19 protein-coding genes and 1 pseudogene are annotated in these 20,852 nt (G+C 36.3%); 16 read left to right on the top strand and 4 right to left on the bottom strand.

Translation table 11 applies throughout. The features are described from left to right. Positions 1-272: 272 nt before the first annotated feature. The 4 genes and pseudogenes from glmS to glpK all read left to right on the top strand — a co-directional run bounded on the left by glmS (position 273) and on the right by glpK (position 5,491). Complete coding sequence (gene glmS / locus AC0L8O_RS21630) at positions 273-2,078, top strand: glutamine--fructose-6-phosphate transaminase (isomerizing) (protein ID WP_473445262.1); 1,806 nt, start codon at positions 273-275, stop codon at positions 2,076-2,078. Positions 2,079-2,462: 384 nt separating this feature from the next. Beyond that, a complete protein-coding gene (locus AC0L8O_RS21625; protein WP_473445260.1) occupies positions 2,463-2,954 on the top strand; it encodes an RNA polymerase sigma factor in 492 nt (163 codons plus the stop codon). Continuing rightward, on the top strand, positions 2,954-3,865 hold the full coding sequence (locus AC0L8O_RS21620) for a sigma factor regulator N-terminal domain-containing protein (protein WP_473445259.1): 912 nt from the start codon (positions 2,954-2,956) through the stop codon (positions 3,863-3,865). Before AC0L8O_RS21625 ends, AC0L8O_RS21620 begins: the two co-directional genes overlap by 1 nt. Positions 3,866-3,954: 89 nt before the next feature. Beyond that, positions 3,955-5,491 (top strand): annotated as a pseudogene (gene glpK, locus AC0L8O_RS21615) (glycerol kinase GlpK). A 74-nt stretch (positions 5,492-5,565) separates the two neighbouring features. On the opposite strand, the gene AC0L8O_RS21610 reads toward glpK, so the two are convergent. Next, complete coding sequence (locus AC0L8O_RS21610) at positions 5,566-5,886, bottom strand: thioredoxin family protein (protein WP_216776964.1); 321 nt, start codon at positions 5,884-5,886, stop codon at positions 5,566-5,568. Between the two features lie 164 nt (positions 5,887-6,050). On the opposite strand from AC0L8O_RS21610, the gene AC0L8O_RS21605 reads away from it, so the two are divergent. The 4 genes from AC0L8O_RS21605 (at position 6,051) to AC0L8O_RS21590 (ending at position 9,709) form a co-directional block, all read left to right on the top strand. Beyond that, positions 6,051-6,800, top strand: a complete 750-nt coding sequence (locus tag AC0L8O_RS21605; RefSeq protein WP_473445257.1) for a GTP cyclohydrolase II — start codon at positions 6,051-6,053, stop codon at positions 6,798-6,800. Then, positions 6,793-7,884, top strand: coding sequence for a bifunctional diaminohydroxyphosphoribosylaminopyrimidine deaminase/5-amino-6-(5-phosphoribosylamino)uracil reductase RibD (gene ribD, locus AC0L8O_RS21600; protein WP_473445255.1), 1,092 nt, complete (start codon positions 6,793-6,795; stop codon positions 7,882-7,884). The genes AC0L8O_RS21605 and ribD overlap by 8 nt, the downstream gene beginning before the upstream one ends. 330 nt (positions 7,885-8,214) lie before the next feature. Further along, positions 8,215-8,997 carry an alpha/beta hydrolase gene (locus AC0L8O_RS21595; protein WP_473445253.1) on the top strand — a complete coding sequence of 261 codons (783 nt, stop codon included), beginning with the start codon at positions 8,215-8,217 and terminating at the stop codon, positions 8,995-8,997. A 226-nt stretch (positions 8,998-9,223) separates the two neighbouring features. Further along, positions 9,224-9,709 carry a GNAT family N-acetyltransferase gene (locus AC0L8O_RS21590; RefSeq protein ID WP_473445251.1) on the top strand — a complete coding sequence of 162 codons (486 nt, stop codon included), beginning with the start codon at positions 9,224-9,226 and terminating at the stop codon, positions 9,707-9,709. Positions 9,710-9,792: 83 nt separating this feature from the next. On the opposite strand, the gene AC0L8O_RS21585 is transcribed toward AC0L8O_RS21590, so the two are convergent. Then, the gene (locus tag AC0L8O_RS21585) at positions 9,793-10,776 is read right to left on the bottom strand and encodes a DMT family transporter (RefSeq protein WP_473445249.1); all 984 of its coding nucleotides are present in this window, start codon (positions 10,774-10,776) and stop codon (positions 9,793-9,795) included. Positions 10,777-10,938: 162 nt separating this feature from the next. On the opposite strand from AC0L8O_RS21585, the gene AC0L8O_RS21580 reads away from it, so the two are divergent. From AC0L8O_RS21580 to AC0L8O_RS21570, 3 genes are all read left to right on the top strand, one after another. Then, positions 10,939-11,457, top strand: a complete 519-nt coding sequence (locus AC0L8O_RS21580; protein ID WP_473445247.1) for a YfiT family bacillithiol transferase — start codon at positions 10,939-10,941, stop codon at positions 11,455-11,457. A 337-nt stretch (positions 11,458-11,794) separates the two neighbouring features. Beyond that, positions 11,795-12,418, top strand: a complete 624-nt coding sequence (locus AC0L8O_RS21575; protein ID WP_078433562.1) for a LysE family transporter — start codon at positions 11,795-11,797, stop codon at positions 12,416-12,418. 69 nt (positions 12,419-12,487) lie between these two features. Continuing rightward, positions 12,488-13,099 carry a class I SAM-dependent methyltransferase gene (locus tag AC0L8O_RS21570; RefSeq protein WP_473445245.1) on the top strand — a complete coding sequence of 204 codons (612 nt, stop codon included), beginning with the start codon at positions 12,488-12,490 and terminating at the stop codon, positions 13,097-13,099. A 30-nt stretch (positions 13,100-13,129) separates the two neighbouring features. On the opposite strand, the gene AC0L8O_RS21565 is transcribed toward AC0L8O_RS21570, so the two are convergent. Both AC0L8O_RS21565 and AC0L8O_RS21560 read right to left on the bottom strand, forming a co-directional pair. After that, positions 13,130-13,597 carry a divergent PAP2 family protein gene (locus AC0L8O_RS21565; protein ID WP_473449081.1) on the bottom strand — a complete coding sequence of 156 codons (468 nt, stop codon included), beginning with the start codon at positions 13,595-13,597 and terminating at the stop codon, positions 13,130-13,132. Positions 13,598-13,702: 105 nt separating this feature from the next. Continuing rightward, positions 13,703-14,284 (bottom strand): LOG family protein, encoded by a 582-nt coding sequence (locus AC0L8O_RS21560; protein ID WP_473445243.1) that lies wholly within the window; start codon positions 14,282-14,284, stop codon positions 13,703-13,705. A 236-nt stretch (positions 14,285-14,520) separates the two neighbouring features. Here AC0L8O_RS21560 and AC0L8O_RS21555 point away from each other — a divergent pair, with 236 nt between their 5' ends. From AC0L8O_RS21555 to cshA, 5 genes are all read left to right on the top strand, one after another. Continuing rightward, entirely contained in the window at positions 14,521-15,270 is a 750-nt protein-coding gene (locus AC0L8O_RS21555) for a hypothetical protein (RefSeq protein WP_473445241.1), read from the top strand. Between the two features lie 190 nt (positions 15,271-15,460). Continuing rightward, entirely contained in the window at positions 15,461-16,543 is a 1,083-nt protein-coding gene (locus tag AC0L8O_RS21550; protein WP_473445239.1) for a D-alanine--D-alanine ligase, read from the top strand. 92 nt (positions 16,544-16,635) lie between these two features. After that, a complete protein-coding gene (locus tag AC0L8O_RS21545; RefSeq protein WP_473445238.1) occupies positions 16,636-17,997 on the top strand; it encodes a UDP-N-acetylmuramoyl-tripeptide--D-alanyl-D-alanine ligase in 1,362 nt (453 codons plus the stop codon). A gap of 69 nt (positions 17,998-18,066) precedes the next feature. Beyond that, the gene (locus tag AC0L8O_RS21540) at positions 18,067-18,774 is read left to right on the top strand and encodes an alpha/beta hydrolase (RefSeq protein ID WP_473445236.1); all 708 of its coding nucleotides are present in this window, start codon (positions 18,067-18,069) and stop codon (positions 18,772-18,774) included. A 499-nt stretch (positions 18,775-19,273) separates the two neighbouring features. After that, complete coding sequence (gene cshA / locus AC0L8O_RS21535) at positions 19,274-20,755, top strand: degradosome RNA helicase CshA (RefSeq protein WP_473445234.1); 1,482 nt, start codon at positions 19,274-19,276, stop codon at positions 20,753-20,755. Positions 20,756-20,852: the final 97 nt, after the last annotated feature.

The raw sequence follows: 20,852 nt of genomic DNA, 5'->3' as shown, positions 1-20,852 counted from the left end.
AGATTTGTTTGTATTCACCTAAAGCGCCTGAACTAAGCGTGAACGTAACAGCTTAGTTGACGAGGATGGAGGTTATCGAAATTTCGGCGGATGCCTCCCGGCTGGTATGGTTACAGCCGTAAGCTTTTCCTTAAACCAAAGAGGTAACTTTTTGAACAAAGGGAAAAGTATAGCCTTCCAAAAAAATAAAAACATGTGTGAGGGGACAGTGATGTCTCCATTTAAAAAAATTGGCTCCTGTCCCTGGTTTCACACTATGGGAGGAAAAAAACATGTGCGGAATCGTAGGTTATATTGGAAACAATGACTCAAAGGAAATTTTATTAAAGGGTCTTGAAAAATTAGAGTATCGTGGATATGACTCTGCAGGAATCGCTGCAATGAATCAAGAAGGAGTTCACATTTTTAAAGAAAAAGGACGGATTGCAAAGCTTCGTGAAATCGTAGACGAAAAGGTTGAAGCTTCGACTGGGATTGGGCACACAAGATGGGCAACTCATGGTGTACCTAGCCAAATAAATGCACACCCACATCAAAGTACTACTTCAAGATTTACGCTTGTACACAATGGTGTAATTGAGAACTATTCAATTTTAAAACGTGAGCATTTGCAAGACGTTCAGTTAAAAAGTGATACAGATACTGAAATTATTGTTCAAGTAATCGAAAAGTTCGTAAAAGAAGGATTAGAGGTTGAGGAAGCGTTCCGTCAAACGTTATCAATCTTAAAAGGCTCATATGCAATAGCATTATTGGATGAGCAAAATCCTGACATGATTTATGTTGCGAAAAATAAAAGTCCACTTCTAGTTGGTTTAGGCGATGGAAGCTTTAATGTAATTGCGTCAGATGCAATGGCAATGCTTCAAGTGACAGACCAGTACGTGGAAATTATGGATAAAGAAATGGTATTCGTTGAACGCGAAACTGTTACAATAAAAGATTTAAAAGGTAATGTAATTGAACGTGCTCCTTACAAAGCTGAGCTTGATGCAAGTGACATTGAAAAGGGCACATATCCTCACTACATGTTAAAAGAGATTGATGAACAACCATTAGTAACAAGAAAAATCATTGCAAAATACCGCAATGAAGATGGTGGCATTACAGTTGATGCCGATATCGTCGAGGCAGTTAACAGCGCGGACCGTATTTATATCATTGCAGCAGGTACCAGCTACCATGCAGGATTAATCGGTAAACAATTTATTGAAAATTGGGCGAAGATCCCTGTTGAAGTGCATATTGCAAGTGAGTTTTCATACAATATGCCACTCTTATCGCCAAATCCACTCTTTATTTTCATCTCACAAAGTGGAGAAACAGCGGACAGCCGTTCAGTATTAGTTCAAATAAAAGAACTTGGTCATAAAGCATTAACAATTACGAATGTTCCGGGATCTACGCTATCTCGTGAAGCGGATTATACACTATTATTGCATGCCGGTCCTGAAATTGCTGTTGCATCTACAAAAGCATATACAGCACAATTAGCTGTCTTATCGATCCTGGCAGCTGTTGCAGCAGAAGCAAAAGGTCAATCTTTAGAATTCGACCTGACAAAAGAACTTGGTATTGTAGCAAATGCAATGGAAGTTTTATGTGACCAAAAAGAAGAAATGGAAGCAATCGCAAAAGAATTCTTTGCAACAACACGTAATGCATTCTTTATCGGACGCTCTGTTGATTACTATGTTGGTCTTGAAGGTGCATTAAAACTAAAAGAAATTTCCTACATCCAAGCAGAAGGATTTGCAGGTGGAGAGTTGAAGCACGGTACAATCGCTCTCATCGAGAACGGTACACCAATCATTGCTTTAGCAACACAAGAACATGTAAACTTAAGCATTCGTGGTAATGTGAAGGAAGTAGTGGCTCGTGGAGCTAATCCATGTATTATCTCAATGAAGGGTCTAGAAGAAGAAGACGATCGTTTTGTTCTTCCGAGCATTCATGAGGAATTAGCGCCTTTAGCTGCCGTTGTACCGCTACAACTGATCTCTTACTATGCAGCATTACACCGTGGTTGTGACGTAGATAAGCCTCGTAATTTAGCTAAGAGTGTGACGGTTGAATAATTTTAAAGCAAAAGTATAATAGTCAATATAAAACAAAAAAGCCAAACCTAGTATCAAGGTTTGGCTTTTTGTTTTGCCCTATTTTTAGAATAAGGTATTTGTATTTGGAATATTATGTTAGTATTTTAGGAGACATTGGAAATGCCCTTGATGATAATAAGTAAAGGGCGTTTTGAAATAAAGAAGTTGCATTATGAGTAGAATTACTATGCAATTATAAAATAGAAGACCAAACATTTAGTATGGTACCTATAGATAGAACTCTTAATAAGAGAGTTACATCTATAGGTATTTTTTATAAAATGAGATTTCAAACTAAATAGTTAAAAAACTGTATACCTTTGTTTGACTCCATTCGTTGTATAAGTATAGGGAGGAAAAAAGATGAAAAAGGAAGATGTAGTAGCCTCCTATCTTATCAGTGTAGGAGAGGAAGTGTTCAAGCTATTATCAGCGAGGGGAGCAAAAAAAGAGGACGCGGAAGATATCATACAAAATACATTCTACAAAATTTACACACTGTTGGATGACCTGACAGAGAGTACTATACGTCCTTGGTTTTTTAGGGTGGCATTGAATCAGTATATTGATTTAAAAAGAAAAAAGGAGCAGCAGAACATTTATTTATCTGAAGAAATTTATTCCAAACTAATGCAGGTAGAGGATGAATTTGTTGCCATTTTAAACAAAGATGAAATTGTGTATTTATTAAAAGATGTTAAAAAAGAATACAAAGAAATTTTTCTCCTAAAGTATTATTATGACTTTTCATATGAAGAAATTGCTCCTATTTTGGGCATTCAAGTTGATAGTGTAAAGCAAAAACTATATCGAGCACGAAAATTAATCCATTCGAAAATAGGAGGGAAATGTTAATGGACTCATCGTTAAATAATGCGTTAAAAAGGGCTAAACGAAAACAAATAATTAAAATGATTATTACTACAATCATTGTCGTACTCTTTCTATTACCGATACTCTACAAAACAGGAAACTACTTTGCAGCGAAAAGTTCTACAAGACTTCATGAACGACTCTTCTTACATAACGAAATTGCTGAACCAAATATCCAAATTGATTCCCAAGTAACAAGTAATTCTTCGATGTTTGGTGGTACTATCATTACGAATCGTTCCAAGAACATTAATGGCTATTTAGTGCAATGGAGCACACTCACCAGTTCGTATGATTGGATTCGACTCAAAATAGACCACAATGAACTAATACCGGGAACTTACTGGTCTGACAATGAGTTCTATGAATATGATAAACAAACAAAGAATAAAGTTGCGACATTCTATCATCCGTTTATTCAAGAATACTATGATGGAATTCAAAATGAACTTGATGAAATTTCTCAAATGGAGAACTATGTTGCTGAGGTCGCTATATCGTTTGATAAACCATATACTTTACAGGAAGTACAAGCAAAAATTCCGAATAACTTAAACATTGTATGGTTGTACATGACATCACCAATCACAGATGAAAGTAATGACCCTGCTGGTATGCCTGTATATGGTTTTGATCCATCGGATTCACCTAAAGAAGCATACCATCGTTTTATTGATGCGCTTGAAGAGTATGATGCTGATGGTAGTAACGAAACAATTAGGGAGTACTTGAAGGTAAATAGAAACAAAGAAATGACGGAAGTGAAAATATTGGGAGTCATGCTTACTGGCCAAACTGAAAACTTCAAAGCTTTGGAAAATCAAGATTTTATTCGTGGTGCATCAGTAGGTACTACTGCAGAAATAGTTCCTTACATAAAACCGGAAAAATGAGACCAAAAATTTGGTCTCTATTTTTTCACTAGCGGAAAGGGTTTTCCCTAACAACAAAGAAGTATGTATATACATACCCATAGTGATGAATGGAGGACGTAGTTGTGACAAAGAAATATATTCTTGCTTTAGATCAAGGGACAACAAGCTCAAGGGCTATTCTGTTTAATAAAAAAGGAGAAATTGTTGAAGTCGCTCAACGGGAATTCCCTCAATATTTTCCGCACCCGGGCTGGGTAGAACATAATGCATTGGAAATTTGGAGTTCTGTACTAGCGGTGATAGCTGAATTATTAGCAAAAACAGCTATCTCACCTAAAGAAATTGCCGGCATTGGTATTACCAACCAACGTGAGACAGCCGTTGTTTGGGAGAAAGATTCAGGGAAGCCTGTTTATAATGCGATTGTGTGGCAATCAAGACAAACAGCTGATATATGTGAAATGTTAAAGGAAAGCGGTCATCAAGATGTATTTCGCAAGAAAACAGGATTATTAATAGATCCTTATTTTTCAGGAACAAAAGTAAAATGGATTCTTGACCATGTCGAGGGAGCAAGACAAAAGGCAAATGAAGGTAAACTGCTTTTTGGAACGATTGATTCATGGTTGATCTGGAAGCTTTCTGGTGGAGCAAAGCATGTCACCGATTATACAAATGCATCTAGAACTCTTATGTATAATATTTTTGATTTGCAATGGGATGATGAGTTACTAACTATTTTAGATGTTCCAAAATCTATGTTACCGGAAGTTTGTTCTTCTTCAGAGGTGTATGCCGAAACGGTTGATTATCATTTCTTTGGGGAAGCCGTCCCGATTGCAGGTGTTGCTGGTGATCAACAGGCTGCATTGTTTGGACAAGGCATGTTATGAGAAAGGAATGGCAAAAAACACCTACGGAACAGGCTGCTTTATGTTAATGAACACAGGTGAGAAGGCAGTATCTTCAGATAATGGATTATTAACAACCATTGCTTGGGGCATTGATGGCAAAGTTGAATATGCACTGGAGGGTAGTATATTCGTGGCAGGTTCAGCAATTCAATGGCTGCGTGATGGATTAAGAATGATCGATAATGCTCCTATATCGGAAAAATATGCTGAAAGGGTTGAATCAACAGAAGGTGTCTATGTTGTACCTGCATTCGTAGGATTAGGGACCCCATATTGGGACAGTGATGCAAGAGGTGCCATTTTCGGTTTAACGCGTGGAACGACGAAAGAGCACTTTATTAGAGCTACGCTTGAATCACTAGCCTATCAGACGAAGGATGTTTTAAAGGCAATGGAAGCAGACTCACGTATCAAGCTAAAGAAACTTCGTGTTGACGGTGGAGCTGTAAAAAATAATATGCTTATGCATTTTCAGAGTGATATTCTAAATGTTTCTGTGGAGCGTCCGATTATCAATGAAACAACTGCTTTAGGAGCGGCTTATTTAGCAGGACTTGCCGTTGGATTTTGGCAGGATCGTAAAGAGATTGCATCACTGTGGAAGGTGGAACAATCGTTCGAACCAGGTATGGATGAACAACGACGAAATGAACTTTATGATGGTTGGCAAAAAGCAGTGAAGGCTACAATGGGGTTTAAACCAGATGAAAATAAAAGTAATAGAAGTTGAATCTGAGTTTAATAAAATTTCCGAGGGTAAACACCTAGTGGGTTTACCTTCGGAAATTCCCATGTTTTTCTATCTTATTTAACGGATTCTGATAAAAACTCAATCACTTGATCAGGAGTTTTAGCGTTAGCACTATGTAAATGGGCTAGTTTTTCACCATTTTTAAACACCAATAAGCTTGGAATTCCCATAACACTATGTTTCTCTGCAATTTCTGGTAGTTCGTCTTTGTCAATTTCATACATCGTCACATTACCAACCTCTTCAAAAACAGTTGGCAAAAACATATCCATACGTTTGCAATCAGGACACCAGTCTGTAACGAATTTTACTACTACAGGTTCCTCACTTGTAATCAGATCTTGAAATTGTTTGTCTGTTTTTATATGTTCCATCATGATCACCTCTAGTACTTATTTTACCCATTTCTTGATGAAAAAAAGGATTTTGTCTATAACTTATTAGTTGGTAGAGAAAATCAGAAAAGTTGACGTGATTTATCTCCAAAACGTATACTTACTTACAATAAGTAAGTTAAATGTTAAGGGGAGAAAAATGTATGATTGAAGCAATAAAGGAGATTCCTCTAAAAACCTTAGAAGATAAAATAAAGGCAGTATCCTATGAAGAGGGAATGACATATATAGTTGGCCCAATTAATCTGCCAATTCAATTAGATGATGAAACATTATTTTTTAAATGGTATTGCTGGCTGAATGTAGAAGGGGAACAAGATTTTTCGTTGGAAGTGTTAATAGATAGATTACCTACTCTTGAATTAGCTGGTCAGCAGCAATCAAGTGTTCTGGTATACGGTGATTTTGAAACAGAAGAATCTGCACTTATCCGGATGCACAGCATATGCCATACAGGTGATATATTTGGAAGTAAAAGATGTGATTGTGGTTATCAATTAAAACAATCGTTAAGAATGATAAAAGAACATGGTGCTGGAGCATTATTCTACCTGGCAAATCATGAGGGTAGGGGAATAGGTTTATTTAGCAAGGCCTTTGCGTATCTTCTTCAGGAGGATGGATTAGACACTGTGGAGGCAAATGAGCAATTAGGGTTTGCCGATGATATGAGAAGCTATGAAGAGGCTATACGAGTGTTAGCATCTCTTAGAGAATTACCTGTTACATTAATTACAAATAACCCCCTTAAGCTTGAGGCACTTCAAAAGTCCGGTGCAAATGTAGATGGACGAATACCATTATGGGGAGATGTATCACACTATAATCAGCGATATTTAAAAACAAAAATGGATAAGGCTGGCCATTTTAGAGGAGGCTTTACGATTGAGTGAACATGAGATTTATATGAAATTAGCCATTAATAATGCGGCTGCGATGAAAGGACAGACTGAACCAAACCCATTGGTAGGTGCTGTTATTGTCAATCAAAACCGTATCGTAGGCGTAGGAGCACATTTAAAAGCAGGTGGTCCGCATGCTGAAATTCATGCTCTCAATATGGCGGGTGATCTGGCAAAGGGAGGCACAATGTATGTTACCCTCGAACCTTGTTCACATCACGGTCGAACAGGTCCATGTGCAGTTGCAATTGTAGAAGCCGGTATCAAAAAAGTAGTTGTTGCAACTCTTGATCCAAATCCACTTGTTGCAGGGAATGGGATAAAGATCTTAAAAGATGCCAATATAGATGTGACTGTTGGTGTTTGTGAAGAAGAATCCATTATGATGAACGAAGTATTTAATAAATTTATTACAACAAAGATCCCGTTTATTACGATGAAATCTGCTACAACTCTAGATGGCAAAATATCTTCTTTTACATCTGATAGTAAATGGATCACATCAGAAGAAGCAAGAAGAGATGTTCATCAATTAAGACATGAGCATGCCGGAATATTAGTAGGAGTTCAGACTGTCATGAAGGATGACCCTGAATTAACAACGAGAATTGAACATGGGAGAAATCCTGTACGCATCATTCTTGACAGTCGCTTAACTACACCGCTTCACTCTAAAGTAGTGACAGATCAACAGGCTGAAACATGGATCTTCACATCCCAAAACTTTTCACACTCTGCTAAGGACCAATTGGAAGCTTTAGGAGTAAATGTATTTATTACTTCTGGTGTTAAGCAGGTTGATTTACATGATACAGTCAGAATACTTGGTGAGAATGGTGTCTCTTCTATCCTGATTGAAGGTGGAGGAGAAGTGAATGCATCTTTTCTAGATAAACAATTAGTTGATAAGATCGTATTATATATGGCTCCTAAGATGATAGGAGGAAAAGGTGCCCCCGGTTTCATTGGTGGTCACGGAATTGAAAAGATGGCAGATGCTATTACTATAAATCATCTAGATATAATGAAAATAGGAAATGATTTTAAGTTTACAGGTTATCCGAGTTATAAATAAAGGCTGTTTTTTCAAAGATTGTTGCTTATGATTATTATTTTAACTTTATAGCTCAATGGAACGAACTAATTTAACCCAGAAAAATGCTTTTTAAAAACAAAGTATGCAAAACAGCCTTAATAAAAAAGGATGAAGTCAAATAATCTTGGCATCATCCTTTTTTAACATCAATCTCTGGTTGTGTAAAATGAAGGAATAGGATAAAATGAAAATATAAAACCAAGTAAACTTATAAGAATAATTTAAATTAAGGTGTTTAAATAAAAGCAGTAAACCTGGGATCTAGTAAATATGTAGGTAATATTAGAAGAAATAAGGAGGCGGTCTATTATGAATAACGAATTGCATCCCGTTCTTTCAGGAGCAGAAAGTTTATTTTTCAAAGGAAATGAAACAGGAATTGTTTTATGCCACGGTTTCAATGGTACACCGCAGAGTATGGAATATATAGGGGAAAACCTTGCTAAATATGGCTATACAGTCTCTATTCCCAGATTAAAGGGACATGGTACTCATGTGAAAGATATGGAATCGAGTACCTATGAGGAATGGATCGAAAATCTTCAGAACGCTTATGAAACATTGAAGCAAACTTGTGAAAGGGTTTATATAGTAGGGCAATCAATGGGAGGAGCTTTAACACTTCAAGTAGCTTTTAGACAGTATGTAGATGGCATCTTCCTCATTAATGCCGCTGTTACAGATGTTGCATACAATGAGTATCGATTTGAAAATACATTGAGCATGATTGAAGAGGGTAATCCTGATATAAAAAAACATGCTGTACATGAAATTACGTATAATCAAGTCCCGTTAAAAGCTATTCATCAATTGCTTGATTTAATGGATCATACAAAAAATAAATTGAAACATATATCAATTCCAACTATCATTTTTAAGTCGAAAATTGACCATGTTGTTTCACCAACAAATTCTGATTATATATATAACAACATCTCTTCTTCAGAAAAGTTGCTAATTGAATTGAAAAATTCATACCATGTTGCTTCAATGGATTATGATGCACCATTTATTGTGGATAACATTCATGAGTCTATTACAAACCTTAAAAAAAATCATCCATTTCAAGTGATTGGTAGTAGTTCCGTTTAATAATAGTATGTGGATAACATAGGTACTTACCCACAAGTTATCCACATATCAACTGAATTATCAACAATTTTGTAAACACTTTCAGCATTTCAGTTATTTTATTATTGAGGTTTCCATCCTATTAGGGCAATCTCTATTGAAATCGTTTGCATTTTTATTCGTTTTATGAAAAATAAATGTTATAATCTGTAATTATCTACTAAACTTTTTATTAAAGAGGGATTTTATGACATTACAAATTCGTAGAATGAATGAAGGGGATATAGAGCAAGTACAACTTGTTGCTAAGTCAAGCTGGCATAGTACATATAAGGGAATTATACCTGACCATATACAGGAGAGTTTTTTTAATACCGCATATTCATATGAGATGTTAATGCAGAGATTAACGGAAACACTATTTCTTGTTGCTGAACAAGAAGGTAATATTATTGGTTTTGCAAATTTCACCCCTCTTAAAGATGAAAAAAAGGTTGAGCTTGGAGCCATTTATTTATATGAGGAATACCAGGGTAATGGAATTGGCACAGAACTTTTAAAGACCGGTCTAGAGGAGTTGCAGTGCTTAAGGAAAATGTACGTAAACGTGGAGAAAGATAATCAAAGTGCTGTAAACTTTTATAAATCAAAAGGATTTATGATAGAAACAGAATATGATGATGTGTTTGACGGGCATACATTAAAAACAGTCAGGATGATGCTGGAAAAATAAATGCTGAGCCTGGTGTGTGAAAATAAGAGAAAAGGATAAGCGTACAATCGTTGCTTATCCTTTGAGGGCCTTAACTGATTTGATTATGAAAATTGTTTGGTAGCTTCAGGTTTTACTGTTTGTGTTACTTTGTCACTTCTGGAAATATAACTATGTAACACCATACCGACCATAACTAATGCCATCCCGGAGAGGGAAAGAGAGGTTGGCAAAGCTGCTCCTAAGAATAGAATTTCACCTAATAAAACAAAAAGTACTTGAATCGACTGAGTTGCCTCGACTGCTGCTAGCTGTGCCATATTATGTTGTACCATATTCGTAGCTTGAAAGAATAGTAAAGTTGCGATTAAGCCTGAACATATGGCTACCCAAAAGGATTGGATTGTTTGTGTTTTTGTCGGCAGACCTGTTGTGGATAAAGCAAAGATGGCAAAAATAATCCATAAAGGCAAGCTGCCTAATGTCATTCCTAAAACACGCTGAAATACATCTAATCTACCATCACAAAGTGCCATCATTTTGCGGTTTCCAAGCGGATAGGCAAATGAAGCAATGAGAACTGGGATGATCGTTAGCAATACAGGTTTTAGTGATAAATGACTGGCATGTTCATATTGCATAACGGCAACACCTAGAAGAATGATCATTGACATGCTCAGACCTTTGAGAGGGATTTGTCCCCGAACTTTTAAAGGGCCATTCGCTGTTTGAATTTCCTTGAAAAAGAGCGGAGCAAGAAGTGAGCCTGAAAGAATTGTCATTTGCCAAGTTGCCGCAATTAACCAACCGGGGCCAAATGCACCTGCAAAACAGATCGGAGCATAAAATAAACCAAATCCCACTGTACCCCATAATAGCCATTGAGCTGGATGTTTTTTCATTTCCTTCATAAGTGGTGACCATTTTTTTGTCACTATGACAAAAAGAATAAGAAAAGGGAGCATGAAAAAATACCTCAAGGATGAACTCCATAACCAACTTCCTCCAGATAACTCCATAGAACGATTTAAGACAAATGTAAAGGCAAAAAAGAAGGAAGAACAAACTCCCAGTAGGATAGCTCTCAAAGTAAACACCCCCAACGATATAATTTACAATTTAATGGAAAGAGATTGATCATACTATAACATAATAATAATATAAAGTGTGATTTTTCTGTATTGTTCGAAAGTTCCTTTAGAAATATAATGAAACAAACGATAATCTTGTAATGGAGAGTGAAAAGGATAATGAAAAAAAATCTGCAGTACCCCATCGGCGAATTTGTACCTCCTGAAAATATTACTGAAAAGGATTTAAAAGGGTGGATTGATACAATAGAAGGGGCTCCTGAACAACTAAGGAAAGTCCTTGATTCACTGCCGGAATCGTTAGTAGATACTTCTTATCGGCCTGGAGGCTGGACCGTAAGACAAATTGTCCATCATCTTGCTGATAGTCATATGAACAGCTATATACGTTTTAAGTTGGCACTTACAGAAAATTGCCCGACTATAAAAGCATATGATGAAAATGCTTGGGCTAATTTACCAGATTGCCAGACTTCAATAGAGGTATCCCTTCAGTTGCTGGAATCTCTCCATAAACGCTGGTGTCATCTGTTAAAGTCTATGTCATTATCAGACTTTGAAAAGGCTTTTTATCACCCTGAAACTAAGCAAGATGTTAAGCTGTCAACAAATATTGCATTATATGCATGGCATAGTAAACATCATATTGAACATATTAAATTAGTTTCGGTGCATTAAATAGCCGTAGCATTCTCTTTTTAGGGAATGTTTTTTTATCGTCAGGAAATGATAAAATTCTTGAACTGTGGATAAGTGCGCGACATCCAGCTCCAGCGCCTAGCCCCTCTAGGGTCTAGCCACAAAGGAATTGAAGACAAAGAACGTCTTCTATTCCTTTGCGTCTTATTTGCCCGAGGCTGTTCAAGGCGCCTGCGCTTTTGTTCTGAAAAAATATTATAGTAAATATTGAAAGTGAAACTTAAAAAACTTAGCCTACATAAACTGGGATTTTCCTGAATATGATGTACAAGCATACATAATTAAATGGTTACATCAGATACTGGAGGTTTGGATGTTGAGTAGTTTATTTAGCTATGTTTTTCTAGGTGTATCTTTGGCAGCACCAATCGGCCCTGTCAATGCAGGTCAAATTGATCGGGGGATAAAAGGCGGATTTTTCCATGCCTGGCTGTTTGGACTTGGCGCTACAACAGCTGATGTCGTATACATGTTTTTAGTATACCTGGGCTTTGTTAATATTCTTCAAATCTCTATTGTGCAAACTTTTCTATGGTTATTTGGATTTTTTGTTTTGGTGTATACAGGAATTGAAAGTCTACTATCTGCTAAAAAACATACGATGATCAATGGAAGAGGAAGTGTAAGCTACACTAAATCATATTTTTCCGGTTTTTTTATGTCCTTACTTAATCCGTTGAGTATCTTATTTTGGATTGGGATATATGGATCTATCTTAGCAAACACCGTAGTAACTGAAGGTGCTGCACATTTTATTTTTTATTCTGCTGCTATTCTCTGTGGTGTATTATTATGGGATTTTATGATGGCGATTCTTTCAAGTTTTTTGAGAAAGTATTTAACACATACATTACTTGCAGCTATTTCAGTTATTTCGGGAATTTCGTTAATTTTATTCGGTTTGTATTTTGGTTATCAAGGAATAAAAGCGTTATTTTGATTTAAAGTGAATTGTGTTTATGAAGGAATGAATAGGGTTATTGATAAGGGACCGAAGATGGAGAAAGAGGTGCCGAAATTGATAAAATCCTTCAAAAAACAATTTAGTGTTCCAAAAGGATACTTAGGAAAAATTGCTGGGAATATCATGGCATTAGAAAATAAACGCTTAAACCATTGGACCCTATCGTTATTGAATATTAACAGTAATGATTATGTACTTGAAGTGGGGTATGGACCCGGTGTGTGTATGAAGAAAATCCTCCAAGATTATTCTGAAGTGACAATACACGGAATTGACGTTTCTGAAACAATGAAAGAGCAGGCTGAACATAGATTAAAAGAGTTTATCGAAGCTGAAAGAGCGAAGGTTTTGGTTGGAGATATAGAAAGAGCAGAGCTGCCAAATGATCGTTACAACAAGGTACTCTCAGTTAATAACTACACCATTTGGAAGCGACCAAAAAAGGGATTAGAGCGTTTGTATAAATCGATGAAGGAAAATGGACAGATTGCTATTACTATGCAGCCGAGAGAAGAAAATGCAAGTACAATAAAAACAAGAATGTTTGCGAATCAAATTTATCATGACCTATGTGATTGTGGGTTTAAAGATGTAAATATCTCTTATAAGCGGCTTTATCCAATCCTTGCCGTTTGTGTGACGGCAACCAAGGTATAAAAAATCATGATATGAAGAGATAACTTCATATCATGATTTTTTAAATATAGAGCTAACCAATCCTATTAGGATACCTAAACACGCGCCACCTGCAACTTCAGCGGGCTGGTGACCAAGAAGTTCATTTAATTCTTTTTCTTGTTTCACATGAAAAAGACCAGGCATATGTCCGGATAAAAGTTCTATATCTGCATCAAGATCGTTTACGATCTTTGCAATCTCACCTGTGTGTCTTCTTATTCCTTGTGCATCATACATGACAATAATTCCAAAAATAACGGCTAAAGCTGTTTCAACAGAGTGCACACCTTTTTTAGTTGCAACATATGTTGCGAGAGCTGATACTCCTGCTGAATGTGAACTGGGCATTCCGCCTGTTTGGAAGATTGGTCGCCAATCCCAAACATCATTCTCTTTTTTGTGTGTAAATATTTTAAGACCTTGTGCAATTCCAATCGCTGAAAGAGCGGTCCAAATTCCTCGATTCATTTCCCTCACCTCTATGTGAGTAGTGTTTATCAAAATGAAAACTATATGCAAAGGGAAAAAAGAAAACTTTTAAAGAAGTAGGGATATTGAGGTAAAACAAACATAGGTAGTTACCTATGTTTGTTCAGAAGTAATCCATTTTGTTAATAAAGGTGGTTTATACGTACGGAATTTATTGATAAGTTCTTGTGGATCCTGTTCGACGATCACCATGGAATGATATTCAGGTTTTAAAAATTCTTCTTGAATCATGTGGTTAAAGAAAGCCAACAGTTTGTCATAGTATTGATTGGCATTAATCATTCCGATCGGTTTTTGATGTTCCCCTAGTTGAGCCCATGTGTATACTTCAAAAAATTCTTCCATCGTACCGGGCCCCCCAGGTAGCACAATGAATCCATCTGAGAGTTGTTCCATTTTTGCTTTGCGTTCGTGCATAGTATTGACAACAAGTAACTCTGTTAGGTTTGTATGTGCAAGTTCCCTTTCCATTAACATTTTTGGAATGACCCCAATAACCTCCCCACCAGCTTGAAGTGCTGCGTTAGCTACTGAGCCCATCACCCCGAGTTTAGAACCGCCGTAGACAAGAGTTATTTCTTCTTTGGCTAATTGTCTTCCGAGTTTTTCTGCTGCTTCTAAATATAAAGAAGAAGCACCCGGACTTGATCCACAAAAAACACTAATTCGCTTCATCTTCTTCCCTCCATTTCTAAAATGCTAAGGCACCTTTTAGTTCAATTCCTTGTTTAAGAACTACTTACTCTCTAGTTTAGATTGTTTTTAGCAAGATGAACATAATGTTTACACCTTTTTTAAAATTAAAATGAACTACCTTTTGTTCTTATATCAATTTGATGTTTTTTTACATAATTTTCAAGTATAAGTGGGAAGTTAGAAGCGTACTTATGTATTTTAGGAGAGATGCAAAGATGACGTTAGGATTGAAATGGTTTGTTATGGATTCGCTTCAGTCGTATATACAGGAAAATGAATTAGGTAATGCTGTTGATTTTTATTACGAAAAACTAAAGGAAACAAAAGGTAAAGTCCTTGAATTAGGTCAGAATCATTTGCATTTGCTTCCGCTATTTATCGCTCGTGGTTTGAAGATGGAAGGTGTCATTGAATCTGAGACTGGGAAAAAAGATTGTTATGAAAAATGTACAGAGGGTAGCCAGTCTCCAAAATTACTGCAAGCAATGCTTCCTAATTTCAAAACAGCCTCGTTATATGAAGTTGTCATCCTTCCTTTTGGAGTTGTGTCTTCAACGTCAAGAAGAGTAGATGCAATAAAAATAGTGAAAAATAGTTATGATCATTTAAAAGAGAGCGGTATCTTCATTGTTGATCTTTTTTTACAAAGTGAACTTTCAGTTCTGCAAGCGGAAAACCTAGTTCTTGAAAAAAATGATAACTTGTTTGTTGGAGAATCTAAACTTGTAAAGCTGGACTTAATCGAACAAAAAGCGACATATACCTTATCGATAGAACATTGGAAAGAAGGACAAAATCCATATAAGGAAAGTAAGGTTCAAACATATACATGGTTTGGAATTAAGGAATTTAAGTTAATTCTTGAAAGAGTAGGGTTTTCATCTGTAACAGTCTATGCAGACTACTCCAGTAGCAATCATGATTTATCAGAAGGAAAGGTGTTTACGTTTTTCGCTCAAAAATAAAGGCAAAACCTCCTCGGAAAATTCTTATTCTAAACAGTGTCACCCTATAAAATGTTGGTTGTAAACGGATTATATAGTGACAGTGACAAGTTTCCCGAAAACTTATTACATAAAAAAGGAATCATTAATAACAATTTTGCCTTAAAGTGATAAAATAAGAATGATGAAAGAACTGAGGAGGATAATCTAGATGAAAATGAAATTAGGTCTTATCTATGGTGGGAAGTCTGCAGAGCATAATGTTTCCCTGCAAACGGCCTTAGCTGTTATAAATGCTTTAGATATGAGTAAATTTGATATACATCCTATATATATTAAAGAAGATGGAGAATGGGTAAGAGGTAAGGCATTAAATGCGCCTGTCAAGGAAGTGAGTTCATTAAGACTGCAGGGAAATGGAGATGTTATTTCACCTGTTTCTCTTAATTCTGATTTATTTCCTGCAACTGTAGCAGAACAAGATAAAATTGATGTCATTTTCCCACTTCTGCATGGACCAAATGGTGAAGATGGTACAGTTCAAGGGCTTCTTGAGTTATTAAACATTCCATATGTAGGGAACGGTGTATTAGCATCTGCAGCTGGAATGGATAAGGTTGTCATGAAGAACCTCTTTGCTCAGGCAGGCTTAGCACAGGCAGACTATGTATCTTTTATTAAAAGTGATTATGATCAGTCACCGGAAACTGCTTGTGAAGAAATCGAAAAAAGACTTGGATACCCTTGCTTTGTAAAGCCTGCTAATCTTGGCTCAAGTGTTGGGATCAATAAATGTCAGGACCGTCTTTCATTAGAGGGGGCAATTAAAGAAGCCTTTGAATATGATCGGAAGGTTATTATTGAAGAAGCAATTACAGGTAGAGAAATAGAAATTGCTGTAATCGGAAACGATCAACCTCAATGTTCAGTTGTGGGTGAAATTGCTCCGAAAAAAGAGTTCTATGATTATAAAGCGAAGTATGAAGATGGAGATACAGATTTAATCATCCCGGGAAATGTGACAGATACAGAGTATGAAATGATTAAAGAAATGGCGATCGCATCCTTTAAAGCAATAGATGGTTCAGGTTTGGTTCGTGCAGACTTTTTCCTAACAGAGGATGGCAGAGCATTAATAAATGAAGTGAATACAATGCCGGGGTTTACTCCATATAGTATGTTCCCGCTAATGTGGAAGCACACGGGACTAGAATATGCACAACTCATCGAAAAGTTAGTAGATCTTGCATTAGAACGTTATGAGCAAAAACAACAAATTAAACATTCTTTCTAAAATAAAAAAAGCGTTTATATAAGATGAATGAGGGGAACTGAATAAAGCACCAGTCAGTTCCTTTTTCCATTTAACAAAATAGGAGTGGGGATATGATTAAAAGATCGTTGCTTGATATAGAAAAAATGGTAGATGGATATGGTTTAGAGGAAGAATATAAGAACCTTTACATCTCAGGTGTTACAACAGATTCCCGTCAGGTTGGAAAAGACAGTTTGTTCATACCACTTGTGGGGGATATTTATAATGGTCATGAGTTTGGAGAAAAGGCTTTAAAAGATGGAGCCACAGCAGTGCTTTGGCAAAAGTCGGAGAAGAATCCACCAAAAGATGCTCCGGTGATTTTTGTCGAGGATACACTTACAGCATTGCAGGCACTTGCGAAATCGTACTTGAGCCAACTGCAGGTAAAAGTTGTTGGAATCACAGGTAGTAATGGAAAAACAACAACAAAGGATATGGTGGCATCTCTATTAGAAACCACATATAACGTACATAAAACAAAGGGTAATTTCAATAATCATATTGGATTACCATTAACTGTATTAAGTATGAGTGAAGAAACTGAAGTGGCTGTACTGGAAATGGGGATGAGCGGCAAAGGTGAAATAGAGCTTTTATCAAAAATTGCTCATCCAGATGTAGCGGTTATTACAAATATTGGTGAATCACATTTAATGGATCTGGGCTCAAGAGAAGGAATTGCAGAAGCAAAACTGGAAATTACAAAAGGATTAAAAAGAGAGGGCTTGTTCATTTATCATGGAGACGAACCTTTGCTGCAGGAAAGAGTATCAGACTTATCGTTAAAAACAGCTACATTTGGTGAAAAGTCAACAAATGATTATTATCCGGCAGAGATCACCCAGAAGCTAACTGGTACATCATTTAGAATGGGAAATGAGGAATACTTTATTCCGGTCCTAGGAAAACATAATGTTTGGAATGCTTTAGCTGCATATGCTGTTGCTGAACATTTAGGTGTAAAAAAGGAAGATATTAAGGAAGGCTTTTTATCGATTAAGGTTACGGGTATGCGCTTGGAATTAATTGAAGCAAAAAGTGGTGCGTCTATCATTAATGATGCGTATAATGCCAGTCCTACTTCAATGAAGGCAGCAATTGACTTAATAGAAAACCTAAATGGGTTTGGGCAAAAGTTTGTTGTTCTTGGCGATATGTTGGAACTGGGTGAGGAAGAAAAAGAATATCATCGTGAGGTAGGGAGAGCGATCAAGCAAAATAACATCTCACATATCTTTACCTTTGGACCTTTAGGTGCAGAAATAGCTGCAGGGGCAAAAGAAAATTTTGCTCAAGAATTTGTTCATCATTTTGAAGAGAAAAGTGCATTGATTACATTGTTAAAATCACTGGTTCAAAAGAATGATGTTGTGCTTGTGAAAGCATCAAGAGGGATGAAGCTTGAAGAGGTAGTGAACGCTCTTATTTAATAATAATTCCCTATTGGGAACTGATAAATATGGATTTTCTGATACCGTTCAAAGGAGGCTTTTAATTCTATGAAAGGCTGTCTATTTATTCATGGTTTTACAGGTGCCCCTTATGAGGTTGAGCCGTTAGCGAGCTATATTAAGGAAAAAACAGGCTGGGTTGTTAAGGTGCCAACCCTGCCTGGACATGGTGTAACTCTTTCCTTAAAGGGGCATACATATATGGAATGGATTACACATGCTGAACAAGAGCTTTTAACCTTAATGGATGAGGTGGATGAGGTGTATGTAATTGGTTTTTCAATGGGAGGGATCATTGCCTCTTATTTAGCAGCTAATTATAATATCCAAAAGTTGGTTTTGCTTAGTGCCGCAGCATATTATGTAAATCCCAAACAAATCTTCCTTGATTCAAAAGAAATGATAAAAGATTTAATGAATGGGAATATTAAAGATAATGAGCTGTTTAACCGGTATAAAAAGAAAATCATGCATACACCAATTAAAGCTACTATTGAATTTCAAAAACTTGTGAAGAAAGTAAAGCCCTATTTTCAATATCTCAACATACCAGTTTTGATTATTCAGGGTGAGTGTGATGGAATTGTACCGGTGAAAAGTGCTTATTATTTATATAACAGCATTCCTTCAAAACAAAAAAAGCTACACTTATTACCGTGTTCAAAGCATCACGTTTGTCACGGAGATGATTATGAAGACCTAAAAAACTATGTAGAAGAATTTCTATATAAAGAAGATAAAGTACTAACACAATGATCTTTTAGGTCTTTTGTAAGGTGTATATTTAACAGATTTTGTTTTTCTGGTTTTGACATTAAGTTGAAATACATGGCTGGTAGTGGTATGATTACATTTAAAGTGTTTGCGGGCTTTAAATAAGGTAAACTGCTGCCCTTCGTTAATAAAGGGCATTTTTTCTTGCAAATAATCAGAACGGTTTAACATGTATAAGGAAAACTTTGTCATAAGATATAACATGTTTTCTAACACACCTGACTGTTTTTTCATGATGACACAACAGTTGATAATCTTTTTTTATACTATTAATAAGCATATAGCATATGGAAGATAGTATAAGAAGAACGAAGGCTTTCGCCATTAAAACTTGTCGACAAGCCAAGTTTTTCTAATGTTTCTGGTAGTGACCAGAGATTAGGATTGAATATAAACATCGTTTCATTATGAAGACGATTTTGGATTACCTATAAGGTCTGTAAATATTTACAGCAAACGATATAAAAGGAGTATGAATACATTGACAATAACGTTTCAAGATTTAGGTTTAAGTTCGTCATTGATGGAATCTATTAGCAAAATGGGGTTTGAAGAACCTTCACCAATTCAAGCCCAAACCATTCCGTTAGCCTTGCAGAAGAAGGATGTTATCGGGCAAGCACAAACAGGAACTGGAAAAACAGCCGCATTTGGTATCCCTCTTATTGAGAAAATTGATGTGAAAAATAACAATATACAAGCTGTTGTTGTTGCTCCTACTCGTGAATTAGCAATTCAAGTTTCAGAAGAACTATATAAAATTGGTTATCATAAACGCTCTCGTGTTCTTTCTATTTATGGTGGTCAGGATATTAACAGACAAATTCGTTCTCTTAAGAAAAATCCACACATCATTGTTGGAACTCCTGGTCGTTTACTTGACCATATTAATCGTAAAACAATTCGCTTAAACAACGTTCATACGATGGTTTTAGATGAAGCAGATGAAATGCTAAACATGGGATTCATTGAAGATATTGAATCAATCCTTTCAAATGTACCTGATGACCGTCAAACATTACTTTTCTCAGCTACAATGCCTGACCCGATTCGTCGTATTGCAGAAAAGTTTATGACAGAGCCTGAGCTTGTAAAAGTAAAAGCGAAGGAAATGACAGTTCCTAATATTACACAATATTATTTAGAAGCACAGGAAAGAAAGAAATTTGATATCTTAACAAGACTACTTGATATCCAATCACCTGAGCTTGCCATTGTGTTTGGTCGTACAAAACGACGTGTTGATGAATTATCTGAAGCATTAACTTTAAGAGGTTACACAGCAGAAGGAATTCACGGTGATTTAACACAAGCTAAACGTATGTCAACATTACGTAAGTTCAAAGAAGGTGCGATAGAAGTTCTGGTTGCAACAGACGTTGCTGCGCGTGGATTAGATATCTCTGGGGTAACACATGTTTACAACTTTGATGTACCACAAGATCCAGAAAGTTATGTTCACCGTATTGGACGTACTGGTCGTGCAGGTAAAACAGGTATGGCGATGACGTTTGTTACACCAAGAGAATTGGATATTGTGAAAAATATCGAGCGCACAACAAAACGCAAAATGGAACGTATGAAGCCACCGACTCTTGATGAAGCAATTGAAAGTCAACAACAGATGACAGTTGAAAAAATGCGCTCAATTATTGAAAACGATAATTTATCTTTCTACAAGCGTACAGCTGAAGAGCTTTTAGAAGAGTTTGATGCACAAGTAGTTGTAGCTGCTGCCATCAAATACATGACAAAAGAGCCTAACTCTGTTGAAGTAAAATTAACGGAGGAAGCACCAGCATACTCTAAATCTAAAAACAAAGGTCGTTCTTCTAACAACAACAGAAGAAAAGGTGATTTCAACCGCAGAGATGGACAAAAAAACCGTTCATCATACGGAAGCCGTGACCGTAATAAAAGTGGCCAAGGTAACAAACAACGCCGCTACTCTAACTCAAAATAATAAGTTTAGGAAGACTGAATCGTGATTAAGATTCGGTCTTTTTTGCTTAGGAAACTAAAAATTCTTTGTAATGGGGATAAGCGGCATCCAGCTCCGC

This window comes from Metabacillus sp. KJ11-3 (assembly GCF_055808295.1).
The sequence above is the reverse complement of the archived record's forward strand: the minus strand, read 5'-3'. Positions and strand labels throughout refer to the sequence as shown.